This window comes from Streptomyces sp. NPDC028928 (assembly GCF_055564915.1).
This window is the reverse complement of record NZ_JBVHVI010000001.1, coordinates 1,215,576-1,234,587: the sequence shown is the minus strand read 5'-3', so window position 1 is coordinate 1,234,587 and position 19,012 is coordinate 1,215,576. Positions and strand designations below refer to the sequence as shown.

Annotated in this window: 19 protein-coding genes; 18 read left to right on the top strand and 1 reads right to left on the bottom strand. The window is 73.1% G+C overall.

What is annotated here, in order from left to right; genetic code table 11:
• Positions 1-5 precede the first annotated feature (5 nt).
• From ACZ4U1_RS05410 to ACZ4U1_RS05370, 9 genes are all read left to right on the top strand, one after another.
• A complete protein-coding gene (locus ACZ4U1_RS05410) occupies positions 6-809 on the top strand; it encodes an arylamine N-acetyltransferase family protein (protein WP_467899820.1) in 804 nt (267 codons plus the stop codon).
• A 56-nt stretch (positions 810-865) separates the two neighbouring features.
• Positions 866-2,209: an NAD(P)/FAD-dependent oxidoreductase gene (locus tag ACZ4U1_RS05405; protein WP_467899818.1), complete on the top strand. Its 1,344-nt coding sequence runs from the start codon at positions 866-868 to the stop codon at positions 2,207-2,209.
• 124 nt (positions 2,210-2,333) lie between these two features.
• A complete protein-coding gene (locus ACZ4U1_RS05400; protein ID WP_467899816.1) occupies positions 2,334-3,410 on the top strand; it encodes a 3-dehydroquinate synthase family protein in 1,077 nt (358 codons plus the stop codon).
• Complete coding sequence (locus ACZ4U1_RS05395; RefSeq protein WP_467899814.1) at positions 3,407-4,825, top strand: 3-deoxy-7-phosphoheptulonate synthase; 1,419 nt, start codon at positions 3,407-3,409, stop codon at positions 4,823-4,825. The genes ACZ4U1_RS05400 and ACZ4U1_RS05395 overlap by 4 nt, the downstream gene beginning before the upstream one ends.
• A complete protein-coding gene (locus ACZ4U1_RS05390; protein WP_467899812.1) occupies positions 4,822-5,664 on the top strand; it encodes a shikimate dehydrogenase family protein in 843 nt (280 codons plus the stop codon). The genes ACZ4U1_RS05395 and ACZ4U1_RS05390 overlap by 4 nt, the downstream gene beginning before the upstream one ends.
• A 159-nt stretch (positions 5,665-5,823) precedes the next feature.
• Complete coding sequence (gene rifK / locus ACZ4U1_RS05385; RefSeq protein WP_467899810.1) at positions 5,824-6,984, top strand: 3-amino-5-hydroxybenzoate synthase; 1,161 nt, start codon at positions 5,824-5,826, stop codon at positions 6,982-6,984.
• A complete protein-coding gene (locus tag ACZ4U1_RS05380; RefSeq protein WP_467899808.1) occupies positions 6,981-8,075 on the top strand; it encodes a Gfo/Idh/MocA family protein in 1,095 nt (364 codons plus the stop codon). The genes rifK and ACZ4U1_RS05380 overlap by 4 nt, the downstream gene beginning before the upstream one ends.
• 7 nt (positions 8,076-8,082) lie before the next feature.
• Positions 8,083-8,778 carry an HAD-IA family hydrolase gene (locus tag ACZ4U1_RS05375; protein ID WP_467899806.1) on the top strand — a complete coding sequence of 232 codons (696 nt, stop codon included), beginning with the start codon at positions 8,083-8,085 and terminating at the stop codon, positions 8,776-8,778.
• Positions 8,779-8,780: 2 nt separating this feature from the next.
• Positions 8,781-9,701 (top strand): ROK family protein, encoded by a 921-nt coding sequence (locus tag ACZ4U1_RS05370; protein ID WP_467899804.1) that lies wholly within the window; start codon positions 8,781-8,783, stop codon positions 9,699-9,701.
• A 356-nt stretch (positions 9,702-10,057) separates the two neighbouring features.
• On the opposite strand, the gene mhpA is transcribed toward ACZ4U1_RS05370, so the two are convergent.
• Positions 10,058-11,707: a bifunctional 3-(3-hydroxy-phenyl)propionate/3-hydroxycinnamic acid hydroxylase MhpA gene (gene mhpA / locus ACZ4U1_RS05365; protein WP_467899801.1), complete on the bottom strand. Its 1,650-nt coding sequence runs from the start codon at positions 11,705-11,707 to the stop codon at positions 10,058-10,060.
• Between the two features lie 208 nt (positions 11,708-11,915).
• Between mhpA and ACZ4U1_RS05360 the strand changes: the two genes are divergently transcribed.
• The 9 genes from ACZ4U1_RS05360 to ACZ4U1_RS05320 all read left to right on the top strand — a co-directional run bounded on the left by ACZ4U1_RS05360 (position 11,916) and on the right by ACZ4U1_RS05320 (position 18,967).
• Complete coding sequence (locus tag ACZ4U1_RS05360; protein ID WP_467899799.1) at positions 11,916-12,686, top strand: thioesterase II family protein; 771 nt, start codon at positions 11,916-11,918, stop codon at positions 12,684-12,686.
• A 32-nt stretch (positions 12,687-12,718) separates the two neighbouring features.
• Positions 12,719-14,119 carry a cation:proton antiporter gene (locus ACZ4U1_RS05355; RefSeq protein ID WP_467899797.1) on the top strand — a complete coding sequence of 467 codons (1,401 nt, stop codon included), beginning with the start codon at positions 12,719-12,721 and terminating at the stop codon, positions 14,117-14,119.
• On the top strand, positions 14,116-14,556 hold the full coding sequence (locus tag ACZ4U1_RS05350; protein WP_467899795.1) for a type II 3-dehydroquinate dehydratase: 441 nt from the start codon (positions 14,116-14,118) through the stop codon (positions 14,554-14,556). The genes ACZ4U1_RS05355 and ACZ4U1_RS05350 overlap by 4 nt, the downstream gene beginning before the upstream one ends.
• Positions 14,557-14,597: 41 nt before the next feature.
• Positions 14,598-15,290, top strand: coding sequence for an alpha/beta fold hydrolase (locus tag ACZ4U1_RS05345; RefSeq protein ID WP_467899793.1), 693 nt, complete (start codon positions 14,598-14,600; stop codon positions 15,288-15,290).
• A 53-nt stretch (positions 15,291-15,343) separates the two neighbouring features.
• A complete protein-coding gene (locus tag ACZ4U1_RS05340; RefSeq protein ID WP_467899791.1) occupies positions 15,344-15,898 on the top strand; it encodes an SRPBCC domain-containing protein in 555 nt (184 codons plus the stop codon).
• Between the two features lie 87 nt (positions 15,899-15,985).
• The gene (locus tag ACZ4U1_RS05335; RefSeq protein WP_467899789.1) at positions 15,986-16,336 is read left to right on the top strand and encodes a DUF1330 domain-containing protein; all 351 of its coding nucleotides are present in this window, start codon (positions 15,986-15,988) and stop codon (positions 16,334-16,336) included.
• A gap of 147 nt (positions 16,337-16,483) precedes the next feature.
• Positions 16,484-16,855 (top strand): hypothetical protein, encoded by a 372-nt coding sequence (locus ACZ4U1_RS05330; protein ID WP_467899787.1) that lies wholly within the window; start codon positions 16,484-16,486, stop codon positions 16,853-16,855.
• An 11-nt stretch (positions 16,856-16,866) separates the two neighbouring features.
• Positions 16,867-18,450 carry a peptidoglycan-binding protein gene (locus ACZ4U1_RS05325; RefSeq protein WP_467899785.1) on the top strand — a complete coding sequence of 528 codons (1,584 nt, stop codon included), beginning with the start codon at positions 16,867-16,869 and terminating at the stop codon, positions 18,448-18,450.
• Positions 18,431-18,967: a protease inhibitor I42 family protein gene (locus ACZ4U1_RS05320; RefSeq protein ID WP_467899783.1), complete on the top strand. Its 537-nt coding sequence runs from the start codon at positions 18,431-18,433 to the stop codon at positions 18,965-18,967. Before ACZ4U1_RS05325 ends, ACZ4U1_RS05320 begins: the two co-directional genes overlap by 20 nt.
• Positions 18,968-19,012 lie beyond the last annotated feature (45 nt).

The window sequence follows — 19,012 nt, the reverse complement described above, 5'->3', positions numbered from 1 at the left end:
ACCGCATGTTCGACGTGGATGCCTACCTCCGCCGCATCGGCTGGACGCAGGCAGTGCCGAGGCCGGACCTCGCCACCCTGCGCACCCTGCACAAACAGCACCTGATGACCCTGCCGTACAACGTCGCCGGGCAGGGCTTCGCCGACGGCGTGAACCTCGTGGACGTGGACGAGGACGAGGTGTTCCGCACCGGGATCATGGAGGGCCTGGGCGGCACCTGCTTCCAGCTCAACCGGCTCTTCTTCCGGCTCCTGTCCGCACTGGGCTACGAGGTGTCCCTGCTGGCCGCGAGCACCGCCGAGGGCCGGGAGAACTTCGGCACCGAGATCGAGCACATGTTCATCCGGGCCGTCCTCGACGGCCAGGAGTGGCTCGTCGACGTCGGCTACCCCGGACCGTCGTACCTCGAACCGCTGCGCGTCAGCGACGAGGTGCAGACCCAGTACGGCTGCCAGTACCGGCTCGTGAGCAAGGAGGACGGCACCGTCGCCCTGCAGCGGCGCGGGCGCGTCACCCGGTGGGGCACCGTCTACACCTTCCGGCTCCAGGCCCGCCAGTGGCACGACTGGAAGGAGCTGGAGGACCGGGCCCGCGCCCACCACGCCACCGCCACCGCCGCCGCGGACGACGGCCAGGGCATCCTGTGCGGCCGGAGCTTCGCGGACGGCCAGGCCGTGCTCAAGGGCCGCCGGTTCCTCGTCGTCCGGGACGGCCGCGAACGCGTGCGCACCGTCGTGGACGACACCGAACACCAAAGGCTCGTCGCCGCCCTCCTCACCGGCGACCTGGACCCCGCCGACCTCGCGTGACCAGGCGGCAGACCAACCCGACCAGCGTCACCAGCAACCGACCGGAAGGACATTCCATGGGCAAGAACTCGGCCGACGTCGTCGTCATCGGTGGCGGACCGGCGGGCGCGGTCAGCGCCTTCGTGCTGGCCAAGGAGGGGCACTCCGTGGTGCTCCTGGAGCGCGAGGAGAACCCGCGCTTCCACATCGGCGAGTCACTGCTGCCGTACATGATGGGCCTGTTCGACCGGATCGGTATCCGGGAAGCGGTGGAGACCAAGGGCTACGTCCCCAAGTTCGGCGGCGAGTTCATCGACCCGACCGAGACGAAGTTCTTCTCCGGTGTCTTCCGCGCCGACTTCGGCAAGCAGGGCGAGGGCCGCTACGACCGGGCCTTCCAGGTCGAGCGGGCCAAGTTCGACCGCATGCTGGTCGAGGAGGCCGGCCAGGCCGGTGCCGAGATCCACTTCGGCGCCACCGTCGGCGAGCTGCTGATGGAGGGCGACCGCATGGTGGGCGTCCGCTACACCGAGGACGGCGAGGAGCACGAGGTCCGCTCGCAGTACGTGGTCGACGCCAGCGGGCGCGCCGGGCGCATCGCCCACAAGTTCGGACTGCGCAAGACGCTGGAGAAGCTTCGCATGGTCGCGGTGTTCCGGCACTACGACGGCCTGGACGAGAAGCACAACCTCGGCGTCGAGGGCGACATCCAGGTCGGCGCGCACGCCGACGGCTGGGTGTGGGCCATCCCGCTGTCCAAGGACGTCATCAGCGTCGGCACCGTCATGCCCCGCGACGTCTTCCGCGCCTCCACCCCGGAGAAGGTCTTCGAGGAGCACCTCGCCCGGGTGCCGCGGATCACCACCCGGCTGACCGGCACCCGTCCGATCATGGACCTGAAGGTCGAGACCGACTACTGCTACCACACCGACACCGTCACCGGTCCCGGCTGGGTCATGGTCGGCGACGCCGGCTGCTTCGGCGACCCCATGTTCTCCGGCGGTGTCCTCGTCGCCTCCGCCACCGCGGTCCGCGCCGCCGAGAACCTCAGCCAGGCCCTGAAGAACCCGCAGGACGCCGACCAACTGATCGCGGAGTACGAGAACTTCTTCAAGACCGGCTACGACACCTACATCCGGCTCATCCACGCCTTCTACGACGGCGAGCTGGTCGCGGTCGCCGCCGACGCCGGCCGCACCACCGACCGCGAGGCCCTGGAGCGCTACCTGATCCGGCTGATCGGCGGCGACTTCTGGAGCGAGCACAACGCGGTCGCCCAGGAGATGCGCCGGCGCCCCGAGTGGGACACCTTCGCGCCGTTCCAGCGGGTCTACGGCTGCCCGTCCTACCCGCACCTGGACGAGCAGGACCGCAAGGAACGCGCCGAGTCCCGCATCCGCCGGGTGACCGCCGGCCAGTAAGGCCCATCCGGGGCCCGAGCCCTCCGGGCCCGTCCGCCACGGGGCCCGGCCGCGGTGTACCGCCGCCGGCCGGGCCCCGGGCGACCGACCGAGTCCGCGCACTACCGAACAAGGTGAGGCGGAAGTGACAAGACAAGTCCCGGTGCGCTTCGGCGACCGGTCCTACGATGTGCTCATCGGCCCCGGAGTGCGCTCCGCCCTGCCCGGGATCATCGACAGGCTCGGCGCCCGGCGCGTCGCCGTGGTCTCGGCCCGCCCCGTCGAGTGGGTGCCCGACACCGGCGTGGAGACACTGCTGCTGCCCGCCCGGGACGGCGAACCGGACAAGAACCTCGCCACGGTGGAGTCCCTGTGCGCCGCGTTCGTACGCTTCGGGCTGACCCGCTCCGACGCCGTCGTCTCCGTCGGCGGCGGCACCACCACCGACGTCGTCGGCCTCGCCGCCGCCCTCTACCACCGCGGCGTTCCCGTCGTCCACCTGCCGACCACCCTGCTCGCCCAGGTCGACGCCAGCGTCGGCGGCAAGACCGCCGTCAACCTGCCCGAGGGCAAGAACCTCGTGGGCGCCTACTGGCAGCCCGCCGCCGTCCTGTGCGACACCGACTACCTGACCACCCTGCCGCCCCGCGAACTGCGCAACGGCCTCGGCGAGATCGCCCGCTGCCACTTCATCGGCGCCCCCGGCCTGCACGGACTGCCCCTCGTCGAACAGATCGCGGCCAGTGTGACGCTCAAGGCCGGCATCGTCTCCGCCGACGAACGCGACACCGGCCTCAGGCACCTGCTCAACTACGGCCACACCCTCGGCCACGCCCTGGAGGCCGCCACCGGCTTCGCCCTGCGGCACGGCGAGGGCGTCGCCATCGGCACCGTCTTCGCGGGTCTGCTCGCCGGCACCCTCGGCCGGATCACCCCCGACCGGGTGGACGAACACCGCGAGCACGTCGCCTCCTACGGCCTGCCCACCGCACTGCCCGACGACAGCGAACCCGGCACGCTGACCGAGCTGATGCGGCGCGACAAGAAGGCCCGCTCGGGCCTCACCTTCGTCCTGGACGGCCCGTCCGGCGCCGACCTCGTCACCGACGTGCCCGAGCGGGCGGTCACCGAGGCCCTGGCCCGGATGGAACGCGCCCCCCTCGACCGGCTCGTCACCGGTGCCCCGGCCGGCACCGCGGGAACGGAGGCGGCGGTGACATGACGTACTCACCACGGTGGCCGCCCGGCACCCCCGGGCGGATCCGGCGGCGGGCCGTCGAGCGCACCCTCGCCGACCGGCTCGAAGCGGCCCTGGCCAGGCCCGCCGCACAGCAGCCCGGCTGGCCGGACCCGGACCGGGCCCGGGCCGTGGTCCGCCGGCTGACCGCCGGCGAACCCCTCGTCACGCCCGCCGAGACCCGGCGGCTGCTCGACCGGCTCGGCGCCGTCGCCCGCGGTGAGGCCCTCCTGCTGCAGTCCGGCGACTGCGCCGAGACCTTCGCCGACACCACCGAACCCCATCTGCGGGCCAACCTCGGCCTGCTCCGGCGGATGGCGCTGGTCCTCACCCACGCCGCCGGCCTGCCCGTGGTCACGGTGGCCCGCGCCGCCGGACAGTACGCCAAGCCCCGCTCCGCGGCCGTCGACGCCGACGGGCTGCCCGTGTACCGGGGCGACATCGTCAACTCCGCCGAACCCGGCCACGCGGCCCGCACCCCCGACCCGGAACGCATGGCACGGGCCCACCGCCACGCCCGGGAGGCGATGACCGTCCTGCGCCGGCTCGCCCACGGCGACCTCGCCGACGCACACGCCCTGCACGAGGAGAACCGCCGTTTCGTCAGCACCGCCCCCGGAGGCCGCCGGCACCGGGCACGCGCCGCGGAGATCGGCCGCGGGCTGCGCTTCATGACCGGCATCGGCGCCCCCGCACCACGGCTCGGAGAGATCTGGACCAGCCACGAGGCCCTGCTGCTCGACTACGAACGCACCCTGCTGTGGATCGACCCCGACGGCCCCGAACCCCAACTGTCCAGCGGGCTCGCCCACTTCCTGTGGATCGGGGAGCGCACCCGGCACCCCGACGGCGCGCACATCGCCTTCGCCGAACTGCTCGCCAACCCCGTCGGCGTGAAGATCGGCCCCGGCACCACCCCGGAACAGGCGGTGGAGTACGTACGCCGCCTCGACCCGCACGGCGTGCCGGGCCGGGTCACCCTGATCAGCCGGATGGGCCACGACCGGGTGCGCGAGGTGCTCCCGCCGATCGTGGAGAAGGTCACCGCCTCCGGCCGCCAGGTGATCTGGCAGTGCGACCCCATGCACGGCAACTCCCGTACCACCGCCGCCGGTTACAAGACGCGGAGCTACGAGCACATCCTCGACGAGATCACCGGCTTCCTGGAGGTGCACCGGGCGCTCGGCACCCACCCCGGCGGCCTGCACCTGGAGGCGACCGGCGAGGACGTCACGGAGTGCACCGGCGGCGCCCGCGGCCTGTCCGAGGACGACCTGCCCGCCCGCTACCGCACCGCCTGCGATCCCCGCCTCAACGCCGAACAGTCCATGGAACTCGCCTTCACCGTCGCGGAGTCGTTCGCGACCGGGGCGGCGCACAGCACGGAGGCACGACGATGACCGACACCCCACAGCCGGCCCCCGCCGGCCCCCCGAGGCAGACCCTGGTCAGCGGAACCACCCGGCTCTACGCCGTCCTCGGCGACCCGGTCGGCCAGGTCCAGTCGCCCGGACTGCTCAACCCGCTCTTCGCCCGCCTCGGCATCGACGCCGTACTCGTCCCCGTGCACGTCCGCCCCGCCGACCTGGAACCGGTCGTCCGCGGGCTCCAGCGCGTCGGCAACCTCGACGGCCTGTTCGTCACCGTCCCGCACAAGACGGCCGCCGCCCTGCTGGCCGACCGGCGCAGCCCCACCGTCGAGATCACCGGCAGCGCCAACGCGCTGCGCCGCGAACCCGACGGCGCCTGGCTCGCCGAGAACTTCGACGGCTCCGGCTTCGTGGCCGGCCTCGTCCAGGCCGGGCACCAGCCGAAGGGCGCCAGCGTGGCCCTGGCCGGCGCGGGCGGGGCCGGCAGCGCCATCGCGGCGGCCCTGCTCGGCGCGGGCGTGGACCGGCTGACCCTCACCGACCCCGACACCTCGCGGCTGACCGCCCTCGTGGAGCGGCTGGCCGCCCACTGGCCCGGCCGCGTCCGGGCCGCCGTCGAGCCGCCCCTGGCCGACAGCGACATCGCCGTCAACGCCACCCCGCTCGGCCTGCGCCCCGACGACCCGCTGCCCTTCCCGCCGCACGCGCTGCCACCGGGCGCCGTCGTCGCCGACATCATCATGAAACCCCGCGAGACCAGGCTGCTGCGCGAGGCCGCCGCACACGGCCTGCGCGTGCACCACGGACGCCACATGCTCACCGGCCAAGTCGACTCCTACCGTGCCTTCTTCGGGCTCCACCAGCCCTAGCGGGCCGACTACCAGACCGGGGGATGGGAGGCCCGGCACGCCGCGTCCTAGTCTGAGGACGGCCAGCACTGCGCGAACCGTCCGGACCGGCTCTGTCGCCCCCCTTCGCCTCGCCCGCTCACTCCCGCCCAGCCCGTTCCGACGGAGATTTGGAGAACCATGAACGCGCGACCGGCACCGGAATTCCCCACGTGGCCCCAGTACGACGACGAGGAGCGGACCGGACTGATCCGCGCCCTCGAACAGGGCCAGTGGTGGCGCATGGGCGGGGAGGAAGTCGCCTCCTTCGAGCGGGAGTTCGCCGACTTCCACGGCGCTCCGCACGCCCTCGCCGTCACCAACGGCACCCACGCCCTCGAACTCGCCCTGCAGGTCATGGGAGCCGGCCCGGGCACCGAGGTCATCGTGCCCGCCTTCACCTTCATCTCCTCCTCCCAGGCCGCCCAGCGCATCGGCGCGGTCGCGGTCCCCGTCGACGTCGACCCGGACACGTACAACATCGATGTCGCCGCCACGGCCGCCGCCGTCACCCCGCGCACCCGCGTCATCATGCCCGTGCACATGGCCGGTCTGATGGCCGACATGGACGCCCTCGGCAAACTCTCCGCCGACACCGGCGTACCGATCCTGCAGGACGCGGCCCACGCCCAGGGCGCCCGCTGGCAGGGAAAGCGGGTCGGCGAACTCGGCACGGTCGCCGCGTTCTCCTTCCAGAACGGCAAGCTGATGACCGCCGGCGAGGGCGGCGCCGTCCTGTTCCCCGAGAGCGACCTGTACGAGGCGGCGTTCCTGCGGCACAGCTGCGGCCGGCCGCGTACCGACCGCCACTACATGCACCAGGTCGCCGGCACCAACATGCGGCTCAACGAGTTCTCCGCCGCCGTGCTGCGCGCCCAGCTGCGCCGCCTGCCCGCCCAGACGGAACTGCGCGACCAGCGCTGGGCGCTGCTGTCCCGGCTGCTCGGCGCCATCGACGGTGTCGTACCGCAGGGCGGTGACGTCCGCGCCGACCAGAACACCCACTACATGGCGATGTTCCGGATCCCCGGCATCGCCGAGGCGGACCGCAACGCCCTGGTGGACCGGCTGGTCGAGGCCGGGCTGCCCGCGTTCGCCGCGTTCCGCGCCGTGTACCGCACCGATGCCTTCTGGGAGGTCGGCGCCCCCGACGAGACCGTGGATCAGGTCGCCGAGCGCTGCCCGAACACCGAGGCCATCAGCAGCGACTGTATCTGGCTGCACCACCGGGTGCTCCTCGCCGGCGAGCGGGACCTGGAGATCACGGCCGAGATCATCGCGGACGCAGTGGCCGCGATATGAGCGTGCGGGCCGCCGTGGTGGGGCTCGGCTGGGCGGGGCGGGAGCTGTGGCTGCCCCGGCTGCGGTCCCACCCGGACTTCGACCTGGTCGCCGTCGTCGACCCCGATCCCGCCGCCCGGGCGGTCGTCGGCGCGGCGACGGGCCTCCCCGCGCACGCGGAACCGGACGCGCTCGACGCCCGGTCCGTCGACCTCGCCGTCGTCGCCGTACCCAACCACCTGCACACCACGGTCGCCGCCGGCCTGCTCGGCCGGGGCGTCTCCGTCTTCCTGGAGAAGCCGGTGTGCCTGTCCAGCGCCGAGGCCGACACCCTGGCCGCGGCCGAGCGCGACGGCGGCCTGCTGCTGGCCGGCAGCGCCGCCCGGCACCGCGCCGACGTCCTCGAACTCGCCGTGCTACTCCCCGAGTTGGGGAAGGTACGGCATGTCGACCTGGCCTGGGTGCGGGCCCGCGGGGTACCGCGGGCGGGCGGCTGGTTCACCCGGCGCAGCGAGGCCGGCGGCGGCGCCCTGGTCGACCTCGGCTGGCACCTCGTGGACACCCTGACCGCGCTGCTCGGCCCGTCCCCGGTCCACCAGGCCGTCGGCGCCGTCTCGGACGACTTCCTCAACGCCGGCGAGTGGTCCGCGGCCTGGCGCCGCGAGCGGCCCGCCGCCGCCCTCACCGGCGACGTCGAGGACACCGCCCGCGGGTTCCTGCTCCGCGAGGACGGCGTCTCCGTCTCCCTGCACGCCAGTTGGGCCTCGCACCAGGCGACGGACCTGTCCCTGATCCGGATCGAGGGCAGCACCGGCACCGCCGAACTGCGCTGCACCTTCGGTTTCAGCCCCAACCGGCAGCCCGAGTCCGTGCTCACCCTCACCCGCGAGGGCGCCACCCGTCGGCTGCCCGTCCCCGCCGAACCCGTCGGCGCGGAGTACGGACGGCAGCTGGACGGCGTGCCGGCCCTCCTCGCCGATCCCGCCGGCCGGGGCCGGGCCATCGCCGAGGCACGCACCACCGTACGGCTCGTGGAGCGTCTGTACGCCTCCGCCCGGACCGGACGCGACGGGCCGAGCGAGCCCGTGTACCAGCAGACCACCAGCAGATGAGGACCCCATGACAGTCCACTCGCCCGACCGGCCCCTCCCCCCGGCCGGCCTCCTGACGGCAACCCGGCGGGCGGTCGTCTTCGACCTGGACGGGGTGATCGTCGACAGCTTCGCCGTCATGCGGGAGGCCTTCGCGGTCGCCTACGCGGAGGTCGTCGGCGACGGCCCCGCCCCGTTCGAGGAGTATGTGCGCCACCAGGGGCGCTACTTCCCCGACATCATGCGGATCATGGGGTTGCCGCTGGAGATGGAGGAGCCCTTCGTCCGCGAGAGCTACCGGCTCGCCCACCGCGTGGAGGTCTTCGACGGCGTCCTCGAACTCCTGCTGACCCTGCGGGTGCGCGGACTGCGGCTGGCCGTGGCCACCGGCAAGGCCGGCGACCGCGCCCGCTCGCTGCTCGACGGGCTCGGCCTGCTGCCGTTCTTCGCCCACGTCATCGGCTCCGACGAGGTGCCCCGGCCCAAGCCCGCGCCCGACATCGTGCAGCGTGCGCTGGAACTGCTGGACGTGCCGCCGGAGCAGGCCATCATGGTCGGCGACGCGCCCACCGACCTGGCCAGCGCCCGCGACGCCGGTGTGGCCTCGGCCGCCGCCCTGTGGGTCGGTCCCGACGAGGAGGAACTGCTCGCCGCCGGGCCCGACGCGGTACTGCGCCGCCCCAGCGACCTGCTCGCCCTGTGCCCGGCCGTACCCGGCGCCTGAGCGTGCCCGCTCCCCGGGACCGGCAGCCCGGCGCCGCTTCGGCGCCGGGCAGTCTGGGCATCGACATCGGCGGCACCAAGGTCGCCCTGCGCGCGGAGACCGACGACGGCCGGATCGAGGAGTCGACGTTCACCTGGGGCCCGCACCAGGACGCCGAGGGCGACCTGGCCGACCTGGCCGCGCACCTGAAGGCGTTCCCCGCCCTGGCGGACGTACGGGCCGTCGGCGTCGCCATGCCCGCCACCGTCGGCCCCGACGAACGGATCACCGCCTGGCCCAGCCGTCCCGCGTGGACCGGGCTCGCCCTGGGCCCCGCCCTGCGCGGGCTGTTCCCCGGGGCGCCGGTCGCCTGGGCCGACGACGGCGACCTCGGCGCCCTCGCCGAGGCGGACGCGGCGGACTGCGCCCACCTCCTCTACGTCGGCGTCGGCACCGGAGTGGGCGGCGGACTCGTCCTGAACGGCACGCTGTGCCCCGGACCCGAGCGGGGCTCCTTCGAGATCGGCCACCTGGTGATCGACCAGGACGGCCCCCCGTGCGTCTGCGGACGCCGCGGCTGCCTCCAGGCGACCGCGTCCGGACCGGCCACCCTCGCCCACGCCGCCGCACTCCGCGGCGCCCCGGTCACCTTCGACGCGCTTCGGGCCGGCCTGCGCGACCACCTGCCCTGGGCACACGCGGCCCTGGACCGCACGGCCCGCGCCCTGGCCACGGCCCTCACGAGCGTCACCGAACTCCTCCATCCCGACCGAGCCGTCCTGGGCGGCGGCTTCACGGCGGGCATCCCGGACCTCCTGCCCGCCGTCGCCACCCACCTGGCAGCCCGAGGCCGCCCCGGCCACCCCACCCCACCCCTCACCCCGGCCCGGCTCGGCGGCCTGTCCTCGCTCCGAGGCGCGGTACTGCTGGCCCAACGCCTCTGACCCCCACCCCCACAGGCGGGCGGCCGGGCTCAGAGGTTCTCCCGGCGTGCCCGCGCGCCCCGCTGTCCGGCGGCGGTCTCGCGGCCTGCGTGGACTCGGCAGCCCCCTCACCCCGACCACTCGCGCCCCGGCTGACCGCCCAGCCCACAGTGCGTGCGGTCGCCCGGTTCCCCGGGGCTCGGTGTTTCTCCCGGCGTGCCCGCGCGTCCCGTTGTCCGGCGGCGGTCTCGCGGCCTGCGTGGACTCGGCGGCCCCCTCACCCCGACCACTCGCGCCCCGGCTGGGCGGCTTGTTCTCGCTGCGGGGCGCGGTACTGCCGGCCCAGCGCCTCCGACCGCGCGCCCGCGCCGCCCTGTTCAGCGCGCGTGCCCGGCGGGTGCCGGCGCGGTCAGCCGGCTGCGGAGGCCGTCCACGAGGGCGGCCACGCCGGACGGGCCGGTCGCCGTGCCGTAGACGTGGTAGTCGGGGCGCACCAGCAGGGCGGTGGCGCCGTACCGGTCGAGGTAGGCGCGCAGCACCCCGTCGGCGTCCACGGCGTCCACCGCGTCGACGGCGCCGCCCGTGCCGTCGTACGAGCTGCCGGCGGGCCGCAGGCGGACCACCTGCGCACCGATGTCCCGCAGGAACGACAGCCGGACCGGAGTGAGGTCCGACTCCGCCTCCGGCGTGGCGAACAGGACGAAACCATGGCGCACCGGATCCTCCAGCGGCTCCCCGTCGGACGGTCGCACCAGCCGGGCGTGCGGCAGGACCTCGCCCGTCGGGGGCACCCGGGTGCCGGTGCCGTCCGGGCGGTGCAGCAGGCCGCAGGTGATCGGACGGGCCGGATCGGGCCGGCCGGGCCCCCGCCCGCGCCGGTTCGCCAGCACCGTCGCGTCCCGCTCCGCCGCGGCCGCCGCGTCCGTCACACAGATCAGCCGCCCCAACTGCACCGACGCCAGGATCGACTCGCGGACCTGCGCCCGGCGCTCCTCGGTGTAGCTGTCGAGCAGCGACTCCGGGGCGGCGCCGCTCAGCACCAGGTCCAGCCGCCACGCCAGACCGACCACGTCCCGTACGCCCGAGCACATGCCCTGCCCCGCGAACGGCGGCATCAGATGCGCCGCGTCCCCGGCCAGCAGCACATGCCCCACCCGCCACTCGTCGGCCCACCGCGCCTGGAAGATGTACGTCGTACTGCGCAGCAGCCGCGCGGTGTCCGGGGTGACGTCGAACGGCGCGAGCAGCCGCCACGCGGTCTCCTCCCGGTTCAGGTCGGCCGCCCGCTCGCCCGGCAGCCGCATGAACTCCCAGCGCCGGTGCCCTGGCCCGCTCCCGACCAGCGTGGTCGGCCGGGCCGGATCGCACAGTTGCACGTTCGTCGGCACGAACTCCCGCGGCTCGCGCAGCTCCACGTCGCAGAGCAGCCACTCGTAGGAGAACCCGAGATCGGTCACGGACACGCCCACCCGTTCCCGTACGAAGCTGTTGGCGCCGTCGCAACCGACCACCCAGCGCGCCGAGAAGGTCCGCGCCGTTCCCTCGTCGTCCTCCGCGGTCACCGTCACCCCGTCCGGGCCGTCGGCGAGGTCCACGACCCGGTGGTCCCGCAGCACCGTGATGCCCGGCAACTCGGCCGCGCGGGCGGCGAGCAGCTCCTCCAGCGCGGGCTGGTGCATGGTGTTGGCGTCGGGCCACCCGTACGGGCCCTCGGTGGTGAACTCGATGTCCAGCAGGGTCTTCCCGTCCGCCGTACGCCACTGGTAGCCGGTGCCCGGCTCGGTGATCCGGCCCAGCTCCCCGCCGATGCCCGCACCGGCCAGCAGCCGGGCCGTCTCCCCGTCGAAACTCGTCGCCCGGGGCAGCGTGTACGGCCGCCGCCGGCGTTCGAGGACCGTCACCCGCCGGCCGCGCTGCGCCAGCAGCACCGCCAGCACCGAGCCGACCGGCCCGTATCCGACGACGAGCACATCGGTATCCGGTGAACTCGTGGACGCCGTCGGGTCGTCGGGTGACACAGCGGACATGGAAACCCCCTCGGTACGGCCTGCTGACGGGCCCTGCTCGGGTGACTCGTGGTGAGCGTACGGCCCGGCGGGCGGTTCCGGCCGGGATCCGCCCGAGGGCTATCAGGTTGAGGGATACCGGCCCCGTCGCCGCTCGGCCTAACCTGCCGAAGTCCCGTACCAGACGCTGATCCCCGCAGTTCCCCGACGTGAAAGCGAGCCATTCGGCATGCCTGGAGCAACGGCACAGTTCGAGAAGTGGGTCAGCGTCTTCCGCCCCTCGCCCGACAGCGCGGTACGACTCGTCTGCCTGCCGCACGCGGGCGGTTCGGCGAGCTTCTTCTTCCCGGTCGCCACGGCCCTCGCGCCCACGGTCGAGGTCCTGGCCGTCCAGTACCCGGGCCGGCAGACGCGCCGGCACGAACCCGGCATCGACAACATCCCCGACTACGCCGACCAGATCTTCGCGGCCCTGCGCCACCTCGACGACCGGCCGCTCGCCCTGTTCGGGCACAGCATGGGCGCCGTCCTCGCCTACGAGGTGGCCCTGCGCATGCGCGACGCCCACATGCCGTCCCCGGTACGCCTGTTCGCCTCCGGCCGGCGCGCTCCCTCCCGTTACCGCGACGAGCGTGTGCACGCGGCCACCGACGAGGACGTGCTCGCCGAACTGCGCACCCTCAGCGGCCCCAACCAGGCGGTCCTGGCCGATCCCGAGGTACTGGCGATGTTCCTGCCGGCGATCCGCAGCGACTACACCGCCATCGAGAACTACCGGCACGACCCCGGCAGGCAGCTCGACTGCCCGGTGACCGTGCTCACCGGCGACGCCGACCCCCGGACCACGCTGGACGAGGCCCACGCCTGGGAGGAGCACACCACCGGTCCGACCGACGTCCAGGTCTTCCGGGGCGGGCACTTCTTCCACGTCGAGCGGAGCGCCGAGGTCATCGCGCTCCTGTCCCGGAGTCTGAGCGGCCAGGGCGCCGACACCCGCTGACCCCATCGACCGCTCCGACGAGGGATGAGCCCGTGACGCTCGCCAGCCCCCTGACGCCCGACGGCCCGGTGACGCTCGCCGGCCCCGTGCCCACCATCGCCCCCCACTCCCTCCTCGTCTTCCTCCTCCAGCTCGCCTTCCTGCTGCTGTTCGCCCTCGTCCTCGGCCGGCTCGCCGAGCGCTTCCGCATGCCCGCGGTCGTCGGCGAGCTGTGCGCCGGCATGCTGCTCGGCCCGTCCGTGCTCCAGCACGTGCTGCCCGCCTTCTCCCACTGGCTGCTGCCCCAGCAGCCGGAGCAGATGCACATGCTCGACGCCACCGGCCAGCTCGGCGTGCTCCTCCTCGTCGGAGTCACCGGCGCCGAGCTGAACTTCGGCCTCGTCCGCAAGCGCGGGATCACCGCCGCCCGGGTCAGCATCGCCGGCCTGGTGCTGCCGCTCGGTCTCGGCATCGCCACCGGCTTCGCGCTGAGCGGCATCCTGCTGCCGGACGGCGTCGACTCCACGGTCTTCGCCTTCTTCCTCGGCGTGGCGATGTGCGTCACCGCGATCCCGGTGATCGCCAAGACCCTCCTCGACATGAAGCTGCTGCACCGCGACATCGGCCAGCTGATCCTGTCCGCCGGCGTCGTGGACGACATCGTCGGCTGGTTCCTGCTGTCCGTGGTCTCCGCGATGGCCACCGCCGGACTCACCGCCGGTGTCGTGGCGACCGCCGTGCTCTACCCCGTCGGTGTCGTGCTGTTCGCCGTACTGATCGGCCGCCCGCTGGTGGGCGCCGCGCTGCGCCGGGCGGGCCGGGCCGAGGGCGCCACCCCCACCATCATGACGGTCGTCGTCCTGGTCCTGTTCGGCGCCGCGGCCACCCAGGCCATGAAACTGGAGGCGATCTTCGGGGCCTTCGTCGTCGGCGTCCTGGTCGGCACCAGCAAGGACCTGGACCGGGAGAAGCTGGAACCGCTGAAGAGCACCGCGCTGGGCTTCCTCGCCCCGCTGTTCTTCGCCACCGCCGGGCTGCGGATGGACCTCACCGGCCTGCGCCACCCCGCCGTCCTCGCCGCGGCCCTCGCCGTGCTCGCCGTCGCCGTCCTCGGCAAGTTCTCCGGCGCCTTCCTCGGCGCCCGGTTCAGCCGCCTCAACCGCTGGGAGGCGCTCGCCCTCGGAGCCGGCATGAACTGCCGCGGCGTGGTCGAGGTCGTCGTGGCGATGACCGGCCTGCGCCTCGGCGTCCTGGACACCGACGCGTACACCATCATCGTCCTGGTCGCGATCGTGACCTCGCTGATGACACCGCCCGTCCTGCGGGCCGCGATGAGCCGCGCGGAGGAACTCGCCGACGCCGAACTCACCCTGAAGGACGCCGACCCCGGCCGGGCCCGGGCCCCGCACGACTCCGGCCGGTCCGGCACGTCGAACAGTGAGGTGACCCCGTGAACACCCTGCTCCTGCTGAACGGCCCCAACCTCGGCATCCTGGGCCGCCGCGAGCCCGAGATCTACGGCACCGACACCCTCGCCGACATCGAGAAGGCCGTCGCCGCCGAGGTGGGCGGGGCGGGCTGGGAGGTGCTCTCCCTCCAGCACGACTCCGAGGGCGACCTGGTGCGCGACATCAACCGGCACCACGACTCCGTCGGCGCCATCGTCAACCCCGGGGCGCTGATGATGGCCGGCTGGAGCCTGCGCGACTCCCTCGCCGCCTACCCGCGGCCCTGGATCGAGGTGCACCTGAGCAACGTATGGGCCCGGGAACAGTTCCGGCACGAGTCCGTGATCGCCCCGCTGGCCTCCGGCATCGTCGTCGGCCTGGGCTCGATGGGCTACCGGCTGGCCGCGAAGGCACTGCTGGAACTGGTCGAGCGGAACAGCTGAACCGCGTCTCACACCCGCGTGTCGAAAGGACACCCCCGATCATGAAGCTCGCACTGCACGAGGTCGGCGACGGCGACCGGACGGTGCTCCTCGTCCACGGCGTGATGTCGTCGGCGGACACCTGGCGCCGGGTGGCGCCGGCCCTCGCCGAGCGCGGCTACCGCGTGATCATGCCTGACCTGCGCGGCCACGGGGACAGCCCGCACGCCGACGCGTACACGCCCGAACTGCTCGCCGCCGACCTCGTGGAATCGGTCCCGACGGGCGTCGACCTGGCCCTCGCCCACTCCTTCGGCGCGCCCGTGCTCGCCCTCGCGGTGCCCGGCCTGCGCCCCGCCAAGGTCGTCTACAGCGACCCGGCGTGGAGGCTCGGCGCCAAGTCCGTCGACGAGGTGCGGGAGTTCGCCCAGGCCACCAAGTCGGCCACCGCCGACAGCATCCGCCAACTGTGCCCGCGCTGGCAGCCCGAGGACATCGAGGCGGAACTGGCCGGGTACGCCCGCTGGGACGTCCGGGCCATCGAGTGGCTGCAGAGCGACCGGGACCTGATCCCGGCGCGCGCCGAGGTGCCCTCGCTGGTCCAGGGCGCTGGCGACCATCACCTCGTACCGGACGAGCTGGCCGAACGGCTGCGCGGGCGCGGCTTCGAGGTGGTGTACGTGCCGGACACCGGCCACTGCATCCACCGCGACGACCTCGACGGCTTCCTGAAGTCACTGGACGGCTGGCTCTGACCGCGGGCGCGGGGGCGCCCGGCCGGTGCCCCCGCCCGTGTTACGTTGAGCCCATGGACGCAGGTCACCCCGCCCAGGCGGAGGCGGGAAACGCCCCGGTCACTGACCCGGCACCCCGCGCGCTGCACGGCTCGTTCTCGTTCGACCTGGACTTCACGGTGGCGCGGGCCGAGGTCTTCCGCGGCTTCGCCGACCCGTCCCTGCGGAGCCGTTGGTTCCGCCTTCCCGGCGGCTCCGCCACCGCCGAACACGAACTGGACTTCCGCGTCGGCGGCGGCGAGACCGCCCGCAACGTCTTCGTCTCCGGCGACACCGAGGAACACCTCGCCTACCGCTCCCGGTTCCTGCACATCGTGCCGGACACCCGGATCACCTACGTCTACGAGGCCGAGGTCGACGGCAGCACCCGCTGGATCTCCCTCGTCACCGTCGAACTGGCCGACCAGCCCGCCGGGTCCCGCCTGACCTGGACCGAGCAGTACACCTGGCTCGTCCCCACCGGAGACGGCACCCAGGACGCCGCCCACCTCCGCGGCGGCACCCGCCTGCTGCTCAACGGCCTCTCCACGGTGGTGAATCCCGCCCGCCACCGCTTCCTGCGTGTCTGAGCGCCCTTACCTCCCAGGTCATCGATCCCAGCCGGCCCGCGTGTCACGATCGTCGGCGTAGGGAACCCGACCGACCGGAAGGACGCCATGCCCGCCTACGCCATAGCGCACCTGCAGGAAGCCGCCGCCCCGCACCCGGAGATCGCCGAGTACGTCGAGCGCATCAGCGCCACCTTCGAGCCGTACGGCGGCCGCTTCCTCGTGCACGCCGCGCAGCACGAGGTCAAGGAGGGCCGCTGGCCCGGGCACGTCGTGGTGATCTCCTTCCCCGGCATCGCCGAGGCCCGGGCCTGGTGGGACTCACCCGCGTACCAGGAGATCGCCCCGCTGCGCTCGCGGCACATCGCCGGCGACATCATCCTGGTCCCCGGTGTTCCCGAGGACTACGACCCGGCCGACACGGCGAAGGCGATGCGGGAGGCGCTTTCCGCCGGCTGACGCGACCCCGGCTCGACGCGTGCCCAGGCGTGCCGTGGGGCGGTGATGTGGAGGAGGTGTGTGTGGCGGATGACGTGCGATCTTCGTACGGAGAGTGCGTGTTAGCCTGCCCGCGGTTCACGATCGAACGCACACGGGGGAGGCACGGTGGGCTCGGACGGCTACCAGGTCAAGGCAGGCATGACCGGGCAGGCCCAGCAACTCGACGACGCCGGCACGGACATGGACGGCATCAGCCGGGCCGTCAAGTCGCGCATGAGCTACTCGTACGGCGATGCCGGCGGGAACGACGCCGCGTCGGCGCTGAACGCGTTCGTCAAGGCCTGGGAGGCCGAGGCCAAGACGCTGGCGTCGGCATTGCACGAGCTGGGTGGCAAGGTGCAGTTGGCCAAGAAGACCTACCACGGCACCGACGGGCTGGTGAAGACGCACGCGGACAGCGTCCACGTCGGCGGCACGAGCAGCCTCACCGACACATCGGCGCAGGGCGGGCGCACCTCGGCCCTGTCGAGCTACTGAGGAACGGGCCGGTGTCGTTCTTCTTCTCTCCCCTCGACTCCCCTTCCTTCCGCCTGGCGTGGCTCGCCGGGCTCTCCAAGAAAATGCTCGGTGCCGGGAGCAAGAACGAGCTCCTCGACCTGATCGACGACGCCCTCTCGGTGCCCGAACCGGGCGGCGACCCGGGCTTGCTGGAGGGCCTGGCAAGCCTCTACCGCGGCCAGGTCGACCAGGTCGGCAGCGTCTTCGACCAGGTCGACCGGGTGGGCCGCAAGGGTCTTCCGGAGGTGTGGGTCGGCGACACGAGCGTCCTCGCCTCCGACGTGGTGAACGCCGTCGGGCGGTCCGTGAACCAGATGAGCGAGGCGTTCCATGGTTGCGCGTCGGTGCTGCTGACGCTGGCCGACGCGATCGGCGCCGCGCAGCGCAAGGACGAGCAGGGCCGCGGACAGCTGCTGGAGCAGAAGAAGACGCTCGGCGGCAGGGACGGTTTCTTCGACGACCTGCACGAGAACGACGAGGAGGAGTGGGACCGCAAGAACGCCGCCCACTTCGGCTCCTACGCGGTCGACCTGATGCACGCCGCCGTCTCCGACGCGCAGGAGGCCACCCGCGTCGCGGCCCGGGACCTGAACAAGTGGGCCGCCGAGGCACGGGCCGGGAAGATGGAGACCAGCGAACTCACCGCGGTCGACAAGGTGATGCTCGCCGACACCGGCGTCGCGGGCGCGGACGCCGAGCTGAACGAGATCCTCACGGCCGGTGACCTGGCGCGCGCGTCGACGCGTATGGACCTGCTGAGCCTGGACGACGAGATGGCCATGGAGCGGATGCTGGCGAAGTCGGACAGCCCGCAGGAGCGGGCCTACCTGATGAAGGCCCTGGCCGCCGGCCACAGCGTCGCCGAGATCGAGACGTTCCAGGGCAAGATCCACGGCAAGGACCCCGACTGGATGCGCCGGCACCTCACTCCGGTGGTCACCGCCTCGGACAGCATGAAGGACGAGGGTCTCGCGCAGGACGGCTCGAACAACAACAAGGACTACGCCTCGTTCGACGGCCAGCTGTGGATCCAGGGCGGCGACGGCTCCGAGGGCACCTGCGTGGCCTCGTCCACCGTCACGTCCCGCGCCATGGTCGACCCCCTGTACGCGCTCGACCTCACCGGCGGCCCCGACGGACAGCAGGACGACCCCGAGGCCTTCAAGCAGCGTCTGGTGGCCGAACAGCACCGGCTGCACACCGAAGGCGACGGCGGCAAGAACTGGGGCGGCATGGGGCCCGAGGGCCAGGAACGGATCAACGACACCCTCGTCGGCAGTGCCACCGGCAGTGACTACGAGCGCCAGGACCTGAACAGCGCCGCCGACCGCAGGGCGGTCCTCACCGAAGTCGAGAAGTCGGTGGCCGAGGGGCGGCCGGTGCCGGTCGACGTCTCGGGCAAGGAGGGCGCCCACGCCATGACCATCATCGCCCAGGAGGGTGACATGCTTCAGGTCTACAACCCCTGGGGCTCGACCACCTGGGTCAGCGAGGACGACTTCATCAACGGCCACATGGGCAAGGCTTCCAACAGTGATCTCCCCAACGCGTACAGTGTCTATCTTCCGCGGTAGCAGGGGCGGTGCCGCGATCGCGGCCGCCGCTCTCCTCGCTCTCGCCACGGGCTGCGGCTCGGGCACCGACGAACCGGCCGGCGGCTCCACGAGCACCGCGAGCCGTCCCACGGGCACGACGAGCCACCCGGTGAAGGACACCAGCATCACCGCCAAGCCGGGGGAGCGCTTCACCATCACCGTCGACCAGAACGCCTCCACCCGCGAGTACTGGTACCTGGTCGACCCCAAGCCCGACAGCTCGGTGCTGGTCAGCCGCGGCCAGGACCACACGTCGGACTCCGGCGACGAGCCGGAGGCCGGTGCCGGCGGCCGGCTCACCTTCACCTTCGAGGCCAAGGGCAAGGGCACCACCCGGTTCACGCTGCTGCACTGCACGTTCACCACCTGCCAGGGCAACACCTCCACCGTGCCCCCCGCGACGACCGGACCCTCCGCCACCCCGACCACGGGGGCGGCCACCCCCTCCCCCTCCCAGGCCCCCGAACGCATCACCTACACCGTCACCGTCGACTGAGCCGCAGCGGACCAGTCAGACGAGACGAGACACCCGAGGCCCCGC